The sequence below is a fragment of the Sulfurimonas sp. genome (assembly GCF_041563035.1).
GTDB lineage: Bacteria > Campylobacterota > Campylobacteria > Campylobacterales > Sulfurimonadaceae > Sulfurimonas.
Genome location: NZ_JBFFNS010000004.1, coordinates 78,365 through 96,854, shown reverse-complemented (window position 1 = coordinate 96,854; position 18,490 = coordinate 78,365). Strand labels below are relative to the sequence as shown.

Annotated in this window: 20 protein-coding genes; 12 read left to right on the top strand and 8 right to left on the bottom strand. The window is 35.5% G+C overall.

Features of this window, described 5'->3' with window-relative positions; all coding sequences use genetic code 11:
- Window positions 1-4 precede the first annotated feature (4 nt).
- From ABZC13_RS04795 to ABZC13_RS04765, 7 genes are all read right to left on the bottom strand, one after another.
- The gene (locus ABZC13_RS04795) at window positions 5-964 is read right to left on the bottom strand and encodes a TIGR01212 family radical SAM protein (protein ID WP_373000864.1); all 960 of its coding nucleotides are present in this window, start codon (window positions 962-964) and stop codon (window positions 5-7) included.
- The gene (purF, locus tag ABZC13_RS04790; protein WP_373000862.1) at window positions 964-2,319 is read right to left on the bottom strand and encodes an amidophosphoribosyltransferase; all 1,356 of its coding nucleotides are present in this window, start codon (window positions 2,317-2,319) and stop codon (window positions 964-966) included. Before purF ends, ABZC13_RS04795 begins: the two co-directional genes overlap by 1 nt.
- Window positions 2,320-2,430: 111 nt before the next feature.
- A complete protein-coding gene (dapB, locus tag ABZC13_RS04785) occupies window positions 2,431-3,198 on the bottom strand; it encodes a 4-hydroxy-tetrahydrodipicolinate reductase (RefSeq protein ID WP_373000860.1) in 768 nt (255 codons plus the stop codon).
- 30 nt (window positions 3,199-3,228) lie between these two features.
- The gene (trxB, locus tag ABZC13_RS04780) at window positions 3,229-4,167 is read right to left on the bottom strand and encodes a thioredoxin-disulfide reductase (RefSeq protein ID WP_373000956.1); all 939 of its coding nucleotides are present in this window, start codon (window positions 4,165-4,167) and stop codon (window positions 3,229-3,231) included.
- Between the two features lie 14 nt (window positions 4,168-4,181).
- Complete coding sequence (locus ABZC13_RS04775; protein ID WP_373000858.1) at window positions 4,182-4,670, bottom strand: hypothetical protein; 489 nt, start codon at window positions 4,668-4,670, stop codon at window positions 4,182-4,184.
- Window positions 4,671-4,689: 19 nt separating this feature from the next.
- A complete protein-coding gene (gene trxA / locus ABZC13_RS04770; RefSeq protein ID WP_008336027.1) occupies window positions 4,690-5,010 on the bottom strand; it encodes a thioredoxin in 321 nt (106 codons plus the stop codon).
- A 63-nt stretch (window positions 5,011-5,073) separates the two neighbouring features.
- On the bottom strand, window positions 5,074-6,306 hold the full coding sequence (locus ABZC13_RS04765; RefSeq protein ID WP_373000856.1) for a hypothetical protein: 1,233 nt from the start codon (window positions 6,304-6,306) through the stop codon (window positions 5,074-5,076).
- Window positions 6,307-6,361: 55 nt separating this feature from the next.
- On the opposite strand from ABZC13_RS04765, the gene ABZC13_RS04760 reads away from it, so the two are divergent.
- Entirely contained in the window at window positions 6,362-6,805 is a 444-nt protein-coding gene (locus tag ABZC13_RS04760; RefSeq protein WP_373000854.1) for a globin, read from the top strand.
- Window positions 6,806-6,808: 3 nt separating this feature from the next.
- Here the strand turns inward: ABZC13_RS04760 and ABZC13_RS04755 are convergent, their stop codons facing one another.
- Complete coding sequence (locus ABZC13_RS04755; protein WP_373000852.1) at window positions 6,809-7,588, bottom strand: histidinol-phosphatase HisJ family protein; 780 nt, start codon at window positions 7,586-7,588, stop codon at window positions 6,809-6,811.
- Between the two features lie 78 nt (window positions 7,589-7,666).
- On the opposite strand from ABZC13_RS04755, the gene ABZC13_RS04750 reads away from it, so the two are divergent.
- The 11 genes from ABZC13_RS04750 to amrA all read left to right on the top strand — a co-directional run bounded on the left by ABZC13_RS04750 (window position 7,667) and on the right by amrA (window position 18,487).
- On the top strand, window positions 7,667-8,359 hold the full coding sequence (locus ABZC13_RS04750; protein WP_373000850.1) for a chemotaxis protein: 693 nt from the start codon (window positions 7,667-7,669) through the stop codon (window positions 8,357-8,359).
- Window positions 8,359-9,651: a peptidase U32 family protein gene (locus ABZC13_RS04745; protein WP_373000848.1), complete on the top strand. Its 1,293-nt coding sequence runs from the start codon at window positions 8,359-8,361 to the stop codon at window positions 9,649-9,651. The genes ABZC13_RS04750 and ABZC13_RS04745 overlap by 1 nt, the downstream gene beginning before the upstream one ends.
- Window positions 9,652-9,695: 44 nt before the next feature.
- Window positions 9,696-10,196: a 5-(carboxyamino)imidazole ribonucleotide mutase gene (gene purE, locus ABZC13_RS04740; RefSeq protein ID WP_373000846.1), complete on the top strand. Its 501-nt coding sequence runs from the start codon at window positions 9,696-9,698 to the stop codon at window positions 10,194-10,196.
- 24 nt (window positions 10,197-10,220) lie between these two features.
- On the top strand, window positions 10,221-10,691 hold the full coding sequence (locus ABZC13_RS04735; protein ID WP_373000844.1) for a DUF3972 domain-containing protein: 471 nt from the start codon (window positions 10,221-10,223) through the stop codon (window positions 10,689-10,691).
- On the top strand, window positions 10,691-11,548 hold the full coding sequence (locus ABZC13_RS04730) for a DUF89 domain-containing protein (RefSeq protein WP_373000842.1): 858 nt from the start codon (window positions 10,691-10,693) through the stop codon (window positions 11,546-11,548). The genes ABZC13_RS04735 and ABZC13_RS04730 overlap by 1 nt, the downstream gene beginning before the upstream one ends.
- A gap of 31 nt (window positions 11,549-11,579) precedes the next feature.
- On the top strand, window positions 11,580-12,461 hold the full coding sequence (glyQ, locus tag ABZC13_RS04725; protein WP_373000840.1) for a glycine--tRNA ligase subunit alpha: 882 nt from the start codon (window positions 11,580-11,582) through the stop codon (window positions 12,459-12,461).
- 64 nt (window positions 12,462-12,525) lie between these two features.
- Window positions 12,526-13,410 (top strand): uroporphyrinogen-III synthase, encoded by an 885-nt coding sequence (locus ABZC13_RS04720; RefSeq protein WP_373000838.1) that lies wholly within the window; start codon window positions 12,526-12,528, stop codon window positions 13,408-13,410.
- A complete protein-coding gene (locus ABZC13_RS04715) occupies window positions 13,403-15,649 on the top strand; it encodes an AAA family ATPase (protein WP_373000836.1) in 2,247 nt (748 codons plus the stop codon). Before ABZC13_RS04720 ends, ABZC13_RS04715 begins: the two co-directional genes overlap by 8 nt.
- 63 nt (window positions 15,650-15,712) lie before the next feature.
- Window positions 15,713-16,585, top strand: a complete 873-nt coding sequence (locus tag ABZC13_RS04710) for a TIGR01777 family oxidoreductase (protein WP_373000834.1) — start codon at window positions 15,713-15,715, stop codon at window positions 16,583-16,585.
- 66 nt (window positions 16,586-16,651) lie between these two features.
- A complete protein-coding gene (locus ABZC13_RS04705) occupies window positions 16,652-17,899 on the top strand; it encodes a cation:proton antiporter (RefSeq protein ID WP_373000832.1) in 1,248 nt (415 codons plus the stop codon).
- A 15-nt stretch (window positions 17,900-17,914) separates the two neighbouring features.
- Window positions 17,915-18,487 carry an AmmeMemoRadiSam system protein A gene (gene amrA / locus ABZC13_RS04700; protein ID WP_373000830.1) on the top strand — a complete coding sequence of 191 codons (573 nt, stop codon included), beginning with the start codon at window positions 17,915-17,917 and terminating at the stop codon, window positions 18,485-18,487.
- Window positions 18,488-18,490 lie beyond the last annotated feature (3 nt).

Genomic DNA, 18,490 nt, shown 5'->3' with positions numbered 1-18,490 from the left:
TCTACTAGTATTTAAGTCCTAGTGATTTTAATGCTCTATTTATATTTTTAATCTGTATATTTTTATTTCTACACCAATCAGGTGATAGCAGTGAAGAGTCATTAATGCCTGCTGTAACTCTTTGAACTGAAACATTGTCTGGTTTCATTACGATTGATTTTACTAAAACATCGAGATACTCTTCTTCGCTAATAGGAGTGAATTTTCCTTTTGTAAAGTCATTTGCAAGAGCAGTCTTTTTAACTACATAAAGTGGGTGATATTTTACAGAATCAATCCCCCACGAATATGCTTGTTTAGAGGTCTCTAACATCATTTCTTGATCTTCATCAGGCAGACCAAATATCAAATGCCCACAAACGTTAAGACCTTTTTCTTTTGATTTTAAAATCCACTCTTTTACATTATCACTGGTATGACCGCGATTTATCTTATCTAGTGTTTCATCATAAACTGATTGTATTCCAAATTCTATCCAGATCTCTTTATTTTTGTTTAACTCGGCTAGATACTCAAGAGTCTCATCTGTTATGCTGTCTGAACGAGTACCAATGCTTAGACCAACAACGTTATCAAATGATAAAGCTTTGTCATAGAGAGCTTTTAGAGTCTCAAATGGTGCGTAAGTATTTGTAAATGATTGGAAATATACTAAGAATTTTTCAGCGCCATATTCCTCACGCTGTCTTTTGCTGATAGCATTAAATTGCATTTCTAGTTGGTCTAGTTGTTTTTGAAGATTTGGATTTGATGTTGAGTGTAGGTTTAGGTGAAAACCTTTTAGTTCTTGAGTCTCACCCGTACTAGCACTAAAAGAATCGTTTTCACAAAATGTACAACCGCCTTTTGCAACTGTACCATCTATATTTGGACAAGTAAAGCCGGAGATATTGATTCCAACCTTGTAAACTTTGCAAGCAAACTTAGATTTTAAGTAGTTGCCAAAAGTATATATCTGTTGCATTAAACGATATATTTACCTGTAAAACAAGCTGTACAATAGTTGTCTTCTTCTGTATTTACACTTCTAAGAAGTGAAGCCTCATCTAGATAAGCTAAGGAGTCAGCTTCTATATATTTGCATATTTCATCAGTTGTCATGTTTGCAGCGATTAGGTTTGTTTTATCAGGTGTATCTACACCGTAAAAACAAGGATCAGTAGTTGGAGGAGAAGATACACGCATGTGAACTTCACTTGCTCCGGCTTCTTTTAGCATTCTGATAATTCTTCTTGAAGTTGTTCCACGAACAATAGAGTCATCAATGACAATAACCCTTTTGCCTTTAATGATATCTGCCATAGGAGATAACTTCATTTTAACTTTTAGATCACGCATCTCTTGAGTAGGCTCAATAAATGTACGACCGATATAATGATTTCTCATAATTCCCATTTCGTACGGTATACCGCTCTCTTGAGAGTACCCGATAGCTGATGGAACACCACCATCTGGAACAGGAATAACAACATCTGCTTCAACAGGTTTAATATGAGCAAGTTCTTTACCCATATTTTTTCTTGTTTGGTACACAGATTGACCAAATACAACAGAGTCCGGTCTAGCGAAATATACATATTCAAATATGCAGTGTTTAGGTGTTGGTTCAAAAACTTTTATACTTTTAGGCTCTTTACCTTCTGAAAATATAAGTAATTCTCCAGGTTCAACATCACGTATAAACTCAGCACCAACAAGGTCAAATGCACAAGTCTCAGATGCCACAATGTAACCACCATTTGGTAATTTACCTAAACTAAGAGGACGAAAACCAAAACGATCCCGCATAGCAAACATTTTTGTTCTACTTAAAAATACAAGTGAAAAAGCACCCTCAATCCTTTGAACAGCATCTATGATTCTGTCTAGTAGTTTTTTCTGCTCACTTTTTGCTATAAGATGGATAAGGTTTTCTGTATCCATATAAGTTTGAAAAATTGCACCTTTTTCAATCAGCTTGTTACGAACTTCTTCTGCATTTGTAAGGTTACCATTATGAACGATAGCCATTTCACCAAGATCATATCTGGCAAATACCGGTTGAGCATCGAGAATTGAGTCATCTCCGGCAGTTGAATAACGAGTGTGCCCGATAGCACTAGAACCACTTAACGTTTTTAGTTTAGCTTCATCAAAAACACGCATAACTAAACCACGTTTTTTGATAGTGTGTAGTTTTTCTCCATCTGAAGAGCTTATACCAGCTGCCTCTTGTCCACGATGTTGAAGTGCGTGCAGCGAAAAGTAAGCTAGTTTAGAAGCTTCTTTATAACCATAAATTCCTACAACAGCACATTTTTCATTAACATCTTCTAGCAAATTATTTTCCTTGTTCTACAATTGTGACGTTTTTTGAGGTAAACTCAAAATACTGCATTTAATCCATTTTGCGAATTATACTGAATTTGTCCTAAATTTTTTATAATGTTTTTACAACTCTAAACAATCACTTATTGAATATAAACCCGGTTCTTTGTTTACTAGCCAAGCTCCGGCTCTTATAGCACCTTTACTAAAAGTATTTCTTGAAGTTGCTGTGTGATTCAGTTCTATAAACTCACCATCATTGTAAAAGCCTACAGTGTGGCGACCAACTATATCTCCACCACGAATAGCCATAACAGCTATCTCGTCTTTGGTTCTCTCACCGATGTTTCCATCTCTACCACTTATTCGAACTTCATCTAAGTCTAGGCCGCGACCTGCAGCTGCAGACTCGCCTAGAGTAAGTGCTGTACCACTTGGTGCATCTTTTTTATGTTTGTGGTGCATCTCAACGATTTCTATATCAAAACCATCAAGTGCAGCTGCAGCTTGGAAAACTAATTTGTTTAATAGTGCTACACCCAAAGACATGTTTGTGGCATAAAGTACAGGCATGTTTTCGCTAGCTTGCTTTAAAAGGTTTAGTTGATGTGCACTTAGACCAGTTGTACCGATTACAAGTGGTTTTGGAGTCTTAATAGCTGCTTCTAAAAGAGCTTCACAGGCTTCTGGAAGTGAAAAGTCTATAACTATGTCACAACCGTTTAAAAACGATTTTATATCTGTGCTTACTAAAACAGAAGGATCAATAGAGAAGTTTAGCTCGTTTCTAACGAAAACAGAACTTAAACTAATATTTTCACTCTCTTTTAAATCATCTATGATTAATTGTCCAACTCTACCATTTGCGCCAAATACACCAACTCTTACCATTTAATTTATACCTTTAATTTATATATCTGCCTAATTTAGCAGTTCATCTACATATGAGATAGCTTGCAGTGCTGCAACAGCACCATCGCCAGCTGCGCTAACAACTTGTTTAGGAGCAGCGATTCTCATATCACCTGTCGCATATAAACCTTCTACAGAAGTTTTCATGCTGATATCTACTATAACCTCACCTGCAGAGTTCATATCACATAAGAAGCTTCCATCTTCTTGGATAAGAGCTTGATTATTTACGTCATTTCCAACAAATGTAAATACACCAGGAACTTCAATATCGCGAAGTTCACCATTGTTATTTTTAACGCGAAGACCAGTTACGCCCATGTTATCTCCATAAACTTCATCAGGAACTGAGTTTAAAACAAGTTCAATATTCTCAGTTCTTTTTAGTCTCTCAACTGTGTTTGGAGCTGAACGAAATGTATCTCTTCTGTGAACAAGATAAACTTTAGAACATATTTTAGCTAAATAAAGTGCTTCTTCCAAAGCAGTGTCTCCTCCACCGATAACTGCAACTTCTTTTCCTTTGTAGAAAAAGCCGTCACATGTAGCACAAGTACTTACACCTTTACCAAATAATTCATCTTCTCCCGCAAAGCCTGCACGACGTGGAGATGAACCTGTACCGATAATAACACTATGTGCTTGAGAAATAGTTCCGTCACCTTTGTGTATTTTAAAAATATCACCTTCTTTGCTAACACGAAGAACTTCTACCATTTCATGTTTTAGACCAAATCTTTGACACTGCTCAGGCCACGGCATCATAAGATCCATACCTGTTATCTCACCAGTAACACCAGGGTAGTTTTCTATTTCAGAACTTTGAGTAATTTGACCACCAGGCATACCTTTTTCAAACATTGTAACGTTTTCTAAACCACCGCGAGTTGTATATAATCCAGCTGTAAGACCAGCGGGACCACCACCGATAATTGCACAATCTAATATCATTTATTTATTCCTTATAGAGCTTCAACTTGTGAAGCCAATTCTTTTAAATTATCTAATTTTCGTATCATACTATCTTGTTTATAAAGAGACTCTTTTGATTTCTTTATAAAAAAAATAGATGGTGATTCATAGATATTAAACCTCTGAATAAAGCTAAGTGAATTCTTTGTACCACTTCTTAAAAAGGTCGTGCCTGCGCTGTTTTCCTTGACTTCATTATAGTAGTCAATTGCCAGTATTGGTAGCTTAAGGTTTGTTTTAGAAAGTAGGTTCATTGTGTCTTTTTCTTTAGAGCTATAGAAGACTACAACATACTTCTCTGCAGTAGGAGAAAAGATGTCACTTTTTTCATAAAAGATCCACTCTTTAAAGTCAATAAACTTGTATTCTGAGAATTTATAGTTGAAGTAAGCAAAAGCACCGGCTATCATAGCGGCGCCAAAGAATGAAGCTAGAAGAGTAGTTACAGAAAAGAGGCTCTTGCCCCCTCCCTTTGCCACTCTCAAAGTTCCTGTAAGATTACGCTAATAAAGCGTCGATTTTTTCAGCTAGAGCTTGTTTTGATTGTGCTCCAACAACTTGGTCTACCATTTCTCCATTTTTGAAGAACATGATTGTAGGGATAGAACGGATACCAAATTTAACAGCAATATCTTGCTCTTCATCAGTATTTACTTTACAGATTTTAGCTTTTCCATCATAGTCTTCAGCTAACTCTTCGATCACTGGAGCGATCATACGACATGGTCCACACCACGGTGCCCAAAAGTCTACAAGAGATACGCCTTCGCTTAAAGTTGCTTCAAAATCTGCACCAGTTAATTCTATATATTTGCCCATTACAATTTCCTTTGTTAAATATTAATATGGAGGTATTATACAAAGCTAATCTTTAAAATCGCTTTATAAATTTTTCTCGAACATTTTATATATAGATATAAAGAATAGTATCCCTCCAATAATGAGGAATATGGTTCCCGTATAAAAGATGCTATATGTACTGATTAACATACCAAGTGCTGATACTCCAAGCCCTATAGATGAAAAAATAAATTGTAAGTCTGTTAGCTTTTTAGGTATGAGTTCATGTAGCATTGGAACCTCTTGTTCTTCAATCAAAGGTGAGTAGATTTGAAACCAAATCAGGAAGGGAATGATCTTGTAGAAGTTACCGATGATTAAAAAACCAAAAAAACCAATAAGCATAATCCACATAGCAAGCTTTAATATAAGAACATCGTTTGTAAATATATATGAGACTAGTAATAAGAATGAAATAATAAAAGAGCTAAAACCAACATACATAGATCTAGCCCAGATATCATGTACTACTCTTTTTCTTGAAGAAGTCATTTTAAATAACTGATAAAAGTAGAGTAGTATTGCCAAAACACTTAGTGCATAAGCCAGGTACTCTAAGTATATAGTTAGAAACAATGGAGATAAAAGCATAGTAACAACTGCAAAGCTCAGAGTATAGAAACTGTTTGAGAACTCATTATCACTTATACGTTTAGAATACCCAAACATAGGTACAAGAATAATTGATATTCCCATTATCAATAGTATTACAAATCCAACGACAAGACCGAAGGTGTGAGTTTTTAAAATCGAATGTGGGGCTATATCTATGTAGCCGTTAAAACCAGAAGCCATAATTAACCCGCTTATGATTCCAATAAGCAAGAATAGACTACTCATTTTCATTGCATTTGTAATGCTTGTTTTTCTTCTGGCACGCTTTAGAGTTAAAAAGAACTCTACGGCGTAGATGCTCATAGCAATAAGAACAAAAAAACCACCGATTGTTAGGATTTTCATATTAATGTAAAAGCCTGCAACCATCAGAATTAGTCCGAGTGTTAGAAAAATCCATATATATTTAAATACATTTACGTTGTAGTGTTTAGTCTCAACTACTACTGGGCCAAGTTGAGCCATAGCTGAGAATATAGACATCATCACAAAGCCTAGCATATAGATATGCACCCAAGCAATAATATGCAAATCATCAAGTGTGCTCTGTGGATTGATAAAAAAGAGCCAAATCATACTTAAGAGATAAAAAAAGCCAGATAGCATAAAGTATGGTCTCATTATTTTTATAGATGGTGAGAAGTCAGGTGATACATTCATTTATATTTCTTTATTATATTTTTGTATAATTCTAACAAATTTTTAAAGGTTTTCAATGAAGTTAACAATTAGTGACGGACAAATCGGAGTAAGACCACCTGTAACCAAACCGCACCCAGGTTTTTTACATGAGGTTGGTGAAGAGAGATTTAAAAAATTAGTTTTTGATCATTACGATCTAATCAAAGATAGCGACATAGCATTTCTATTTCCTGTACATGATGAAGAAGATTTTGATGATGCAAAACAACACGCTTTTGACTTTCTTATTCAGATCTCTGGAGGACCTAGATACTTTGAACAAAGTAGAGGTGAGCCGAGAATGGTTGGAAGACATGCACCGTTTCGCATCGATGAAGAGAGCCGTAAAGCTTGGTTGGCTCTTTATGCTCCACTTTTAGAAGCCCTTGTTGAAGAAGGAATTACAGAAGAATATATTCAAAGTTTTTGGGACTATTTAGATATTTTTTCCATGTGGCTGGTAAATACAAAAAGTTAAAAGTTAAAAGTTTAGCATCTCTCTTTTTCTTTTTCTAAAAATGGCGCACTCTGTATAACCTGCATCTCTTGCCATTTTAGTTATCTCATCATTAAATAGAGCAACTTGTTCTGGTTTATGTGCATCTGAAGAAAATGTGATGGGAATGCCCAACTCATACGCCTGTTTTAAAAGTGAAGCTGACGGGTAAGCCTCAGCTACAGGTTTTCTGTATCCTGCTACATTTAATTCTAAAACCATATCAGCTTTTTTGATTGCTTGTAGAGCATTTTTTGCAATCAAATTTATATCTTTTTTCGGCATAAATTTAAATACTTTTATAAGGTCAAGATGCCCCACAATATCAAAGTGCCCACTCTTGGCCAACTCTTCTATAGCATTAAAGTATTTTTGCCAAATAATGTCTATATCTTCGTGCTCATAATGACCTATAAACTCAGGATTGTCAAAGCCCCATTCATCTATGAAATGTACAGAGCCTATAAGGTAGTCAACATCGGCGTTTAAAACCCTTTCATCCATATAACCATTTAAATAATCAACTTCATAAGCAAGGAGTATTTCTATTTTGTCTTTATACTTTTCTTTTACATTGAGTACAGCTTGCTCATACTCTTGCATCTGATCAAAACTCATACGATATTTTGGGTCAAAATCCATTGGTGCATGATCTGAAAAACCAAAACATTTTGTACCGGATTCTATTGCTTTTTCAACATACTCAAATATTTCTCCCTCTGCATGATTACAAAGTGGAGTATGGTTGTGTAAATCGACTATCATTTTGCTGCCTCTAAAATAAAACTTATAGGTTTTTATGCTATTATAGTGACAATAAATAAATTTGGCTAGGGAATTAAAATGACTCAAGAAGAACTAGATGCTATGATGAATGGGGAAATCGACGATATTGATGGACTTGAAGAAGAGACTTCAGAAGAGATTACTGAAGAACCTGCGCCTTCAAATGACTCAGCAGATACTGGTCTTCCTCCTGGCTACAGTGATGATACATCGCATCACTGGCCGCTTCCAGCTACAGATGAAAACAAGATGGTACACCAGCTTGACGATGTAACAAAGGAGAGTGAAGAAAAAGCTACTGAGATTTTTGACATCATTGAAGTTATTAGTAACGATTTGATGGAAAAAGAAGAAAATATTAGTAATGCTATTGAAGTACTAACTTCAAATATTGAGCTATTTACTACACTGAGTACAAAGTTTCCGGATGTTGAAGCTTTTCAAACTCAACTCCAAAAGAATGAAGCAGCACTAAATGATACAAATGAGACTTTAGAGATGCTTCAAAACAGTGGTGATTCAATAATGAGTGTTATGGATATTATGCAGTACCAAGATATCCATCGTCAAAAAATAGAACGTGTTATAAATGTTATGCGTGCACTTTCTAAATACATGAATACTTTGTTTGAGGGTAGAATAGAAGATGAAAAAAGAGTTTCATCTGCACAACATATTGCAGGTGATACTCATAATGATTTGGCATCTACAGATGATATTGAAGCACTATTAGCACAGTTTGGAAATTAATGCGTAAAGTAGAACTACTATCTCCAGCAGGAACATTAGAAAAATTAAAAATTGCACTTGATTTTGGTGCAGATGCTGTTTATGGCGGGGTGAGTCACTTCTCACTTCGTATTCGCTCTGGTAAAGAGTTTAGTATGGAAGAGTTTAAAGAAGGTATAGACTACGCTCATGCTCGCGGTAAAAAAGTATATGCTACAATAAACGGTTTTCCATTTAACTCTCAACTCTCCCTCTTAAAAAAACATATTTTAGCAATGGCAGAGTTGAAGCCAGATGCTTTCATTGTCGCTACTCCAGGTGTTTTAAAGTTAGCTCACGAGTTAGCTCCTCAGATTCCTCTGCATCTATCGACTCAAGCAAATGTTATGAATGTTTTAGACGCAAAAGTTTTTTATGACATGGGTGCTGTGAGAATTATTACAGCGCGTGAGATCTCACTAAAAGACCTTATAGCTATAAAAAAAGAACTTCCAGATTTAGAACTTGAAGTTTTTGTACACGGTTCTATGTGTTTTGCGTATAGTGGAAGATGCCTTATCTCTACACTTCAAAGCGGACGTGTTCCAAATCGTGGCTCTTGTGCAAATGATTGTAGATTTCCTTATGAGATGTATGCTGCAAATCCTGAGACAGGAACACTATTTAGACTTGAAGAAGATGAAGGGGTAGGAACTTACATTATGAACTCAAAAGATCTAAATCTTGCATCTCATATGCAAGAGATTTTAGAGAGTGACGTAATTGATTCTATTAAAATCGAAGGTCGTACAAAAACATCTTATTACGCTGCTACAACTGCTAAAGCTTACAGAATGGCTTTAGATGATTTTTACGTGGGTAAAGATGATGCAGACAGATATCAGTATGAACTTCAATCACTTCAAAATCGCGGTTATACAGATGCTTATCTTATCTCAAGACCATTTGAAAAACACGATACTCAAAGTTTGGATTTTACTATGCAACTTGGAACTCACCAAGTATGTGGTCAAGTAAATGAAGAAGGAACTCACTTTTTATGTAAGTATAAAACTCTACCAAATGATGAGATGGAAGTAGTATTTCCTCTTGGCTCAGTAGTGGATATAGTAGATAATGATATTGGTACGACTTACGAGAGAGATGGAAAGTTTTATTTAAAACTAAAACAGCTAAAAGCTCAAAATGGAAAAATTTGGGAAGAAGTTCATAGTGGAAACGTAAATCCTATCTCCTTACCTACAACGTTCCCATCATATACTTTTTTCAGAATTCCGGCACATCCGGATATGGGAACATATCCAAAGAAATAAAAAAAAGTGTATAATTCCAAAAAAATATTCGAGGAAAAAACAACATGAAATTTGTATCAATCGTAATGGGTTCAAAAAGTGATTATGAAATAATGAAGTCTTGTTCAGACACTTTAGAAGCTTTTGGTGTTAACTATGAGATGATTATCTCTTCAGCTCACCGTTCACCAGAGAGAACAGCTAACTATATCCAAGAAGCTGAGAAAAAAGGTGCTCAAGTATTTATTGCTGCTGCTGGTATGGCTGCACACTTAGCCGGTGTTCTTTCTTCTAAGACTGTTAAGCCTATTATCGGTGTTCCGATGTCAGCTTCTGCTTTAAGTGGAATCGATGCACTTCTTTCAACTGTACAGATGCCAGCTGGAATGCCAGTTGCTACAGTAGCTATAGGAAAAGCTGGAGCTATTAACTCTGCTTACTTAGCTATGCAGATGTTAGCACTTGATAATGAAGAATTATCAGTAAAACTGAAAGAAGATAGAATTGCTAAAGCTAAAAAAGTTGAAATGGATTCTTTAGAAATAGAGACAATTATCAGCATATAGATTTTTCCTACATAAGGGGTTAAAATGAAGTGGATGAGTGATGAAGAGTATATGGAGCTTACTGGTTTAGACATAAACGCGATTGACGATTTATGTGATCGGGGAAAACTGACTGTAAAAGTAGAAGATGGTGTTAGAATGATTGACCCTTCTAAAGGTTCACACGAAGTGGTTCCGGCTCAACTTAGAGAACTCTCTACTCGTAACACTAAAGAGATGCTAGTGCAACCTGAGTTTGTTGAAAAGACAATAGGCACTATCATCAACCTTCATGAAAAAGTCCTAGATGCCAAAGATGAGACAATAGTCTCTGTTAAAAATGAAAATGAGTTTTTAAGAGAAGCTCTGTCTTCTCTTCAAGAACTATACGACGAAGATCGTAAAACTATCCACACACTTCAAGAACAACTAAAACTTTCTCAACAAGAAGTTGAGTTCATGAGAAGAAAATATAAATTAATGTGGAACAAAGCAATCGACGAACATACTAACTAATGACGATAGATGAAGCTTGTGTTGGTTGCATAATAAACCAAAGTGTTAAAGTCGCAGATGCCATAAACGCATCTGAGTCTTTAAAAGATAAAATGACCTCCACAGTTAAAGAGATGAGCTCTGACTTCTCCTTTGATGACAATCCCCCTGAAATTGCTTCTTATGTTTATGAGAAAATGGCTGAAATAGCCAATAAGACTGACCTTTATGAAGAAGTAAAAGCACTATCTACTAAAAAAGCACTCTCATTTGTTCCGCTTGTAAAAGAAGAACTCAGCAACTCTAGTGATAAGCTTTTAACTGCTACAAAAACTGCCGTTGCAGGAAATGTTATAGATCTTGCTGCTGCAGTTGAGTTTTGCCTAGAAGAAGAACTATCAAAAGTATTTCATACTGCTTTTGCATACAATGATTTTGATAAGTTTAGAGAGAAACTATCTAACGCTAAAAGCGTCTTAGTCATAGGTGATAATGTCGGTGAACATATTTTTGACTATCTTTTCATTGAAACTCTGAAAGATCTCTATCCGGATGCAGAGTACTCATATATGGTTAGAGGAAATCCAATCATAAACGATGTGACTATGAAAGAAGCTAAAGAAGCAGGTTTTGATAAACTTTGCTCTTTGGTAGACAGTGGTGTTAACACTCCCGGTTTTACATATAATCGTGCAAATGCTGAGTCTAAAGAGCTTTTTGACTCTGTTGATTTGGTTATATCTAAAGGTATGGGAAACTACGAATGTATGAGTCCATCGCATAGAAAAGACATATGTTTTCTTCTCAAAGTAAAATGTGATGTCGTCGCAAACTCTTTAAACAAAGAAGTAGGCGATATAGTTTGTAAAATGGTATAATGCCAAAAAAATTAATATAGGTACTTTTGATATGATTACTTTCAGCGAAATGCTACTAAAACTTCAAGAATTTTGGATGAAACAGGGATGTAACATTGTTCAGCCTTACGATATTCCGGCAGGTGCAGGAACATTTCATCCGGCTACTTTTTTACGCTCACTAGATTCACAACCTTGGTCTGTTGCTTATGTAGCGCCTTCACGTCGTCCGACTGATGGCAGATACGGAGAAAACCCTAACAGACTTGGAAGCTACTATCAATTTCAAGCTCTTATAAAACCATCTCCGGATAATATTCAAGAGCTTTACCTAAAATCATTAGAGTACCTGGGTCTTGATGTATCTCAGCATGATATCCGTTTCGTAGAAGATAACTGGGAGTCTCCAACACTTGGTGCTTGGGGTCTTGGTTGGGAAGTATGGTTAAACGGTATGGAAGTTACTCAGTTTACTTACTTTCAACAAGTTGGCGGTATCGAGTGTAATCCTGTAGCTGTTGAGATTACTTATGGAACTGAGAGACTTGCTATGTATCTTCAGGGTGTTGACAATGTTTTTGACATCGTTTGGAATGAGAATGAGCATGGAAAAACACTTTATAAAGATGTTCATAAAGAGAGTGAAATCCAGTTCTCAAAATACAACTTCGAAATAGCGGATACTGATATGTTATTTGCTGATTTTACTGCAAAGAGTGACGAGTGTTTAAGAGCTTTAGAAGCTGGACTTCCTCTCCCAGCATATGACTTATGTATGCTAGCATCTAACACATTTAATGTTTTAGATGCTAGAAAAGCTATCTCTCAAACTGAGAGACAAAACTATATCCTTAAAATTCGTGAACTCTCACGTGGTTGTGCTGAACTTTATAAAGCTCAAGAGTCTGATAGAATGAAAAGAGTTAAAAACTAATTCTTAGTTAGAATTGGTTGCCTGTGAAGTGTTATACTTATACCATTTTATTTAGGAAGAAACAGTGAATATACAAAAGATAATTGATCCTCTTAATTTGATATATTATGAGTATAACAAGAAAACAGAAACTCTCTTTTATGATACTAATTACGCAAATAGATTTATAGAACTAGAGTTTTTTAAAATCACATATTATTTAACTAAACAAAATATTCAATTTAGAGTTTTAAAAGATAAGTCCATAGAATTTTCAAAAAAAAGCTTTTTATTAAAAAAGAAGTTTCAAAAATTACTAAAATATATAGAAAACAAAAAGCAAAATATATATCTGTTAAATAATAATAAAGTTAAATTTGCAAAAAACATACCTCTTTTTGATATAAAATATATAAAACAAGACATAAACTTTTCTAACTATGATGCACTTATTTTTAGTTCAAAAAACGGTGTTTTAGCAGTTGATTCAATAAGTGAAGATTGGAGAAAAATTCCTTCTTATGCTATTTCAGAACAAACTGCAAAGCTTATTAAGGACTTTGATGCAAAACTTGTGTTTAGTGGAAAACAAAAACATGGAGATGAGTTTGCTTATGAGATTCTTCCAGAATTAAAAGGTAAAAAAGTTTTGTATTTGAGAGCGAGAGAGATTGTATCTGACTTCATCAATATTTTAAACAGTAATGGTGTTAAATGTGAGGATATAATTGTTTATGAAAATAATTTTATAGAACAAACTGAAAAAACATTACCAAAGAATTCAAAAATAATTTTTTCCTCCCCCTCTACAGTAAAGTATTTTTTTAAAGTTTTTTCGTGGAACGATTCATATACAGCTATTTCAATAGGAAACACAACAGCAAAATATTTTCCAAAAAATGTCAAGCCTATAATTGCAGATAAGACTTCTTTAAAAGCTTGTGTTGATAAAGCTTTAGAAGTTGAGTAACTTTAGCACTACACTCATCGGTCAAATAGACCGTATTCTATTTGAGGATGAGGGTTTTTTCATCGCAGTCTTAAAGACCGGTGAAAAGATTAGCGGAACTTACCTAGAGAGTGAAGTCGCTCACATAAAAGGCTCTGCCATAACTCTTAGCGGTTACTGGGAAGAGAGCAAAAAGTACGGAAAAACTTTCAAATTTGAGTCCATCAAAGTAAATCAAAATCAACTATTTTTCTTTCTAAACAAAATTGTAAAAGGTTTTACAAAAAAGATTTCCAGTGACCTCATAGAACACTTCGGAAATGAAAAACTCATAGATATTTTAGATAACGATATAGAGAAACTTCTGGAGTTTAACGGCATAAAAGAGAAGCGTCTTAAAAAGATTCAGACTTCTTGGAAGAAGTTTCGTTCTATGAGAAAACTTGGCGAGTTTTTAAGCCCTTATGATGTCTCACAAGCTCTACTTACTACCATCGCATCTGCTATGAAAGATGTTGATGAACCATGTACAAAGATAAAGGATAACCCTTATATACTTACTTCCATAAACTCTATAGGTTTTAAAAGAGCTGATGAGTTGGCTCTTAAAATGGGTGTAAAACCGGAAGATGAAAACCGTATAAGTTCAGCTATGGACTATGTACTTATGAACTACTGTGAGCAGCAAGGAAACAGCTGTGTTGCAAAAGAAATACTCTTTTCAGGACTCAATGAGCTTCTAGGATTTAACGCTAAAAATAATCTTTATGAAGCAGCACTTATCGAGAGAGTTAGTGAGCAAAGCATAGTCATTATGAAAAACGACAGAGTCTCTCCTGCAAGACTCTATGACTCAGAAAAATTCCTTTATGATACATTTACTACAAGGGCTAAAAAAGATAGCGGTGGATTTGTTAAAAACTTAGATGAATTCTTGGCAACCAAAGAGCTTAAACTCGGGAGTCAGCAAAAAGAAGCAGTCCAAAAAATAAATGAAGGTGCTTCTTTACTCTTTTTAGTTGGTTATGCAGGAACAGGTAAGAGTACGACTTCAAAAACTATACTTGACCTATTAAACACAAGGTACGAAGAAAAAGAGATAATGACCTGTGCCCTCAGCGGCATTGCATCTCAGCGTATCGCAGATACTACAGGTTATGAGAGTGCCACTATCCAGTCTCTTTTGGTTAAGTATGAAGACAGAGACGACTTTCCATTTAGAGTAGTTTTGATAGATGAAGCTTCTATGATTAACTCTAGCTTGTTTGCAAGACTTATGGCAAAGGTTCACCGAGATGCGATAGTCATAGTTGTAGGTGATGACGCTCAGCTTCCTCCGATAGGTGCGGGAAATGTTTTGAGTGATGTTCTTACTTTAGAGTTGGCACCTACTGTAAAACTTACAAAGATCTATAGACAGAGTGAAGATCAGGCTATAACACTTATAGCAAACGATATCCGTAAAGGAATAGTTCCTTCTTATAGACAAAAGTATGAAGATTTTGAGTTTACAGATATTAGCATTCCAAACTACTATGCTATAAAAAATCAGCTATCAACACAAGAGCAGCAAGAGATGAGAGAGGCTAATGCTCAGGCGATAGTTACAGAGATAGTTCACAAAGTTGTAGAGTCAGTTGAGAAAGCCAGATACCGACTAAAGAACAAGCAGATAAAAGAATACCTAAACTACTTTCAAGTCATAACTCCGATGAAGGGCGGGACACTTGGCTCTAACAATCTTAACATAGTCCTGCAAGAATACTTCAACCCGAATCCTAAAAAGTGTGTCAAAAAAGGCGGCGGTGAATTTAGGCTTATGGACAAGGTCGTTCACACCAAAAACGAGAACATGACTTCATGGAGTGCGGACGGTTTTAAGATGGGTGAAGACTCAAACCAGAGACGCATATTTAACGGTATGAGCGGACTTCTTTTTAAGATAGAAGAGGATGATGAACAGGTGTTCGTATTCTATCCAAATGAAGATGTAGTGGTAGTTTACGAGTATGAGGAGATAAAGTCGCATCTGATGCTCTCATATGCTCTTACCATTCATAAAGTCCAAGGTATGGAGTACGATATTGTAGTTATCCCTATGACTTTTTCACACTTCATTATGCACAACACTAAACTAATCTATACAGCTATTACAAGAGCAAAACACAAGTGTATTCTCATAGGCGAGAGCGGTGCTTTTGAGAGTGCCTGTAAAAAGTTTGAAATTACAAGAAGAGATACGGTACTACTAGAGCTATAACCAAAGCTACATCTTATTTTTTTTAACATATAATCATTTATTATTGTGTTAAAGGAGTGTTAGATGCCAAACGGACTGAGATTGAAGATAGCTATTTGTGGTAAAGGTGGGCTTGTCGGCTCAAAACTTGAAGAGATGTTTGCATCTAAGCACAACGATGTAATCGGCATCAAAATCAGAGAAAATACAAAAGTAGAAGATATTGCAAAAGATATAAACAAGTGTGATGTCTTGATAAATCTAAGCGGTTCGACTATCTTAGCCAGATGGGATAAAGCTTATAAAAATATACTCTACAACTCTAGAATAGATACAACAAGAAAACTCGTAGATGCAATAGCTCTATGTGCTGAAAAACCAAAACTTTTTATATCAGCATCTGCAGTCGGCATCTATGACTCAGAAGCAAAACACGATGATTATTCTACTGAATATGCTGATGATTATCTTTCACATATCTGTAAAGATTGGGAAGCAGAAGCCAGGCGGGCTGAGGAGTATGGTGTTAGAAGTGTAAAAGCTAGATTTGGAGTTATTTATGCCAAAGAAGGTGGAGCGATGCAAAAGATATTACCTCCATTTAAGATGGGTGTAGGCGGGAAACTAGGAGAAGGTCATCAGATAATTTCTTGGATACATATAGATGACTTGGTTCGAGCTTTTGAGTTTATTATAAAGACTCCTGAATTAAACGGCCCGATTAATTTTACAACAAAGCATACTCTTTCAAATATAGAACAAACTAAAATACTAGGCGAAGTCCTTCATCGTCCAACTTTTTTAGGAGTTCCTGCATTCATGATAAATTTAGTATTTGGAGAAGGCTCTACAGTAGTATTGGACTCCAAAGATGTATATCCAAGAAAGCTTCTAGAGAGTGGTTTTGAGTTTAGATTTGAGAGATTTGAAGATGCTCTTCGTGATATAGTCAGTTAGATTTTTGCAGCTGTTTTTATAGTTGTTTTGTGCTATCATATATGTATAAGAACATAGGAAAAAGTAATGGAGATGCTATTTAATATAGGAATCATCTTTGTCTTAGGAAGCATAGTCGGCTGGATTAGCCCTAGGCTAGGTGTTCCTCGTGTAGTCGGTTATCTACTCCTTGGTTTAATCATTGGACCACAACTACTTGGAATCGTTAGTGCACACTTTGTTGAACACTCGCATCTCATTATAGATATTTCACTCTCAATTATTGCAGTTCTTGTCGGAGCAACACTGAAATTCTCATTTCTTGATGAACACAAAAAAGAAGTAATTTATATAACTCTTTATCAGGCTATAGGAACCTTTGTAGTCGTAGCTGTAGGCTTCGTTATGCTAGGTGCTGTTTTTCCTTTTGAAACTGCACAAGTGCTACTGATAGCTTTACTTTTAGCCGGAATAGCAACTGCAACTGCTCCTGCTACTCCTCTTGCCATAGTTCATGAGCTTAGAGCAAAGGGCACTTTTACTTCAACTTTTTTAGCTATTGTAGCCCTTGATGATGTGATCTCTTTGATGATGTTTACTTTTGCTCTTACTATAGGAACATCACTTGTAGCCAGTGAAGTTTTTGAATGGATAAATATCTTACACGCTATTGTTATTTTACTACTTAGTAGTTTACTCGGAACTATTGCCGGTCTGGTAAATACGCTTCTTGAGAAAGTATTTGTAAACTCTAAAATGATGGAGACAATAGCTACTTTAGGATTGGTTTTTTTAGTTTACAGTATGAGTGAGTTTTACGGACTTGAACCTCTTTTAAGCGCTATGGTCATGGGAATAGTCATGGTAAACACTTCAGAGGATTTTGACCTTATTCAAGATGAGATTGATAAACATTTGGCAAATATTATATTTATGCTTTTTTTCATTTTATCTGCAATGTACCTAAATTTGGAAGCGTTGGTAACCATACCTGTTATCATCGTCTTGTATACACTTTTACGACTTGTTGGCAAAGTTCTTGGAAGTTATCTTGGAGCAGTCGTCTCAGGGAGCTCAAAGACTATAAAAAAATACATGGGTATAGCACTTTTTCCGCAAGCTGGTGTAGCAATCGGACTTGCACTCTCTATACAGAACCATCCTCAACTTGACAGTATTGCTCCTATTATTTTAAATATTATCATTGCGACTACGTTTATTCATGAGATGCTTGGACCATTTATGACAAAGTATGCCTTGCAGAAGAGTGGAGAGTGTGATGACAATGTAGCAAAAAAAAGTACAATTAAACAAAAACGTCGCTTTAGTGACTAAAAAGAAGGAGTGAGAATGGTTGAAGCTATTTTATTACGAATTGCTAAGAGTGCTATACTAAGTAAGTTTGATGAGAGATACAATCTTGATGAAGTGAGCCTACTAAAAGAGTATCCATATTTGGCAAAAAAAGGTGCTGCATTTGTAACTCTAAAGTATGACGATAACTTGCGTGGATGCATAGGTTCTATTGTCCCTCACAGAAAACTGATTGATGATGTCATACATAATGCGATCTCGGCAGCCTTTTCTGATCCAAGGTTCAAGGCTTTGAGTGTTGATGAACTTTCGCATCTAAACCTTGAAGTATCGGTTTTGAGTGAGCCGGAGATTTTAGAGTATGATGACTATGAAGACTTACTCAGAAAAGTTCAGCCCAAGATTGACGGACTAATCTTAAAGCATCACGGATATCAGGGTACCTTTTTACCTCAGGTGTGGGAACAGTTACCTTCTGCTAAGGATTTTTTGGAGCATCTGAGTTTTAAAGCCGGAGCAAATCCGTCAATATATAAAGAGCATCCTGAAATTTACAGATATGGGGTCGAACATATAGAAGAAAAATTTGACAAGGTTGAAGCCCTTTAAAAG